General features: G+C 71.8%; 1 protein-coding gene, 1 rRNA gene and 1 pseudogene. All 3 read right to left on the bottom strand.

Translation table 11 applies throughout. The features are described 5' to 3' along the window. Positions 1-40: 40 nt before the first annotated feature. Positions 41-868: a hypothetical protein gene (locus ACFWVV_RS37700; RefSeq protein WP_384359154.1), complete on the bottom strand. Its 828-nt coding sequence runs from the start codon at positions 866-868 to the stop codon at positions 41-43. 123 nt (positions 869-991) lie between these two features. Further along, a pseudogene (locus ACFWVV_RS37695) lies at positions 992-1,993 on the bottom strand (hypothetical protein); the annotation flags it as partial. A gap of 132 nt (positions 1,994-2,125) precedes the next feature. Further along, positions 2,126-2,216, bottom strand: a 5S ribosomal RNA gene (rrf, locus tag ACFWVV_RS37690); the annotation flags it as partial.

Raw genomic sequence — 2,216 nt, 5'->3', positions numbered from 1 at the left:
CCCCGGAACCGAAGTTCCGGGGCGCCGCCCTCTTCCCTGCTCAGCCCTTGTCGTCGGCCGCCCGCTCGCCCTCGACGTCGGTCTCGGCGCCGCTGTCGGCCTGCACGGCCTCCTCAGCGGCCACCGGAGCCTGCGCAACCGACTCGCCGGTCACGTCGGACTCACCGGTCACGTCACCCGCCGGCTCCTCCGCCTCAGGCACCTCGATCACCTCGGTCTCCTCGACCAGCACCACGTCGTCCTCGTCACCGTGCAGCGCGTCGACGAACTCGACCCCGTCCAGTTCGGCAAGCCGGTCGGACGCGTCCGTGCTGCCGTCCTTGTCCGCTTCCACCGACTTGGCGAACCACTCCCGCGCCTCGTCCTCACGCCCCGCCGTCAGCAGGGCGTCGGCGTACGCATACCGCAGCCGAGCCGTCCACGGCTGTACGGAGCTGGAGCCGAGCTCCGGCCCCTGGAGCGTGACGATGGCGGCGTCGATCTGCCCCATGTCCCGCCGTGCACCGGCCGCGACCAGACGCATCTCGACCTGGCCGGCCTTGTCCAGTTTCTGCACCTCGGGCTCGCCTGCCATGGCCATCGCCCGCTCGGGGCGGCCGAGGCCACGCTCGCAGTCGGCCATCACGGGCCACAGCTCGACGGACCCGGTCATCCGACGCGTCGCCCGGAACTCGGCCAGCGCCTCGGTGTACCGCTGTGTGGCGTACGCGGCAAAGCCCGCGGCCTCGCGTACGGCAGCCACGCGGGAGGCGAGCCGCAGCGCGATGCGCGAGTACGCGTACGCCTCCTCCGGCTCGTCGTCGATCAGCTTGGCCACCATCACCAGGTTCCTGGCGACGTCCTCGGCCAGCGTCTTGGGCAGGCTCATCAGCTCCTGGCGCACATCCGGGTCGATCTCGCGGCCCGTGACGTCGTCCGGAATCGGCAGCCGCTTGATCGGCTCCCGGTCGCGGTCCTCGCGCCCACGGAACCCACCCCGGTCGCCGCCCCGGTCGTCACGCCCACGGAACCCGCCACCGGAACGGTCGTCCCGCCGCGGCCCACGGTCGCCACCACGGTCATCACGTCCGCGGTAGCCGCCGCGGTCGCCGCTGGGCCGGTCGTCGCGACGGAACCCACCACGGTCGCCACCGCGGTCGTCACGGCGCTCGAAGCCACCACCGGAGGGACGACCACCACGGTCGCCACTCGGCCGCTCATCGCGACGGAAGCCACCCCGGTCACCACTCGGCCGGTCATCGCGACGGAAGCCACCCCGGTCACCACTCGGCCGGTCGTCACGACGCTCGAAGCCGCCGCCGGAGCGGTCGTCACGACGGAACCCGCCACGGTCACCGCCGCCACCACGGTTGTCATCGCGACGGAACCCGCCGCGGTCGCCCGAGGGCCGCTCGTCCCGACGCGGACCACCGGTGGGCCTGTCATCCCGACGGAACCCACCACGGTCGCCGCCACGGTCGCCACCGCGATCGTCACGACGCTCGAAGCCACCACCGGAAGGGCGGCCGCCACGGCTGTCATCACGCCCACGGAACCCACCACGGTCATCACGGCGCTCGAAGCCACCACTGGAGGGGCGACCACTTCGGTCATCGCGCCCACGGAAGCCACCCCGGTCACCACTCGGCCGGTCGTCGCGACGCTCGGAGCCGCCGCCGGAACGGTCGTCACGACGGAACCCGCCACGGTCACCACCGCCACCACGGTTGTCGTCACGGCGGAACCCACCACCGGATGCGCTGCTGCCGCCACGGTCCTGGCCACCGCCGGCCGGGCGGCCACCACGGTCGTCACGCCTGTCGCCGCCGGCGCGGTCGTCACGGCGGAACCCGCCACGGTCGCCGGCGGGGCGGTCATCGCGACGGAAGCCACCACGGTCGTTGTCACGACGCGGGCCTCGGTCGTCACGACCACCGCGGTCGGCGCCCCGGTCACCGCTGTCACGGTGACGCGGCTCGCGCTCCGGACGATCGTCAGGAGAGTTGGTGGCCATGGGTGACTCCTAGTCTTCGGGTAACGCAGTCATTCTCGCGCAGTCGGCCATCCGACGCGCTTCGGGCAGAAAAACAAAAAGGACCCTTGGTCCCAGCATGAACGCTGGGACCAAGGGTCCTTTTGAAAGATTGTTCGGCGGCGTCCTACTCTCCCACAGGGTCCCCCCTGCAGTACCATCGGCGCGGAAAGGCTTAGCTTCCGGGTTCGGAATGTAACCGGGC

The organism is Streptomyces sp. NPDC058663 (genome assembly GCF_042716745.1).
Classification (GTDB): domain Bacteria; phylum Actinomycetota; class Actinomycetes; order Streptomycetales; family Streptomycetaceae; genus Streptomyces.
Note: the sequence above shows the minus strand (reverse complement) of the source record. Positions and strands in the feature narration are given on the sequence as shown.

Coding starts and splice junctions, on each gene's coding strand:
- ACFWVV_RS37700 (WP_384359154.1), bottom strand. CDS start 868: ATGAGCCTGCCCAAGACGCTGGCCGAGGACGTCGCCAGGAACCTGGTG.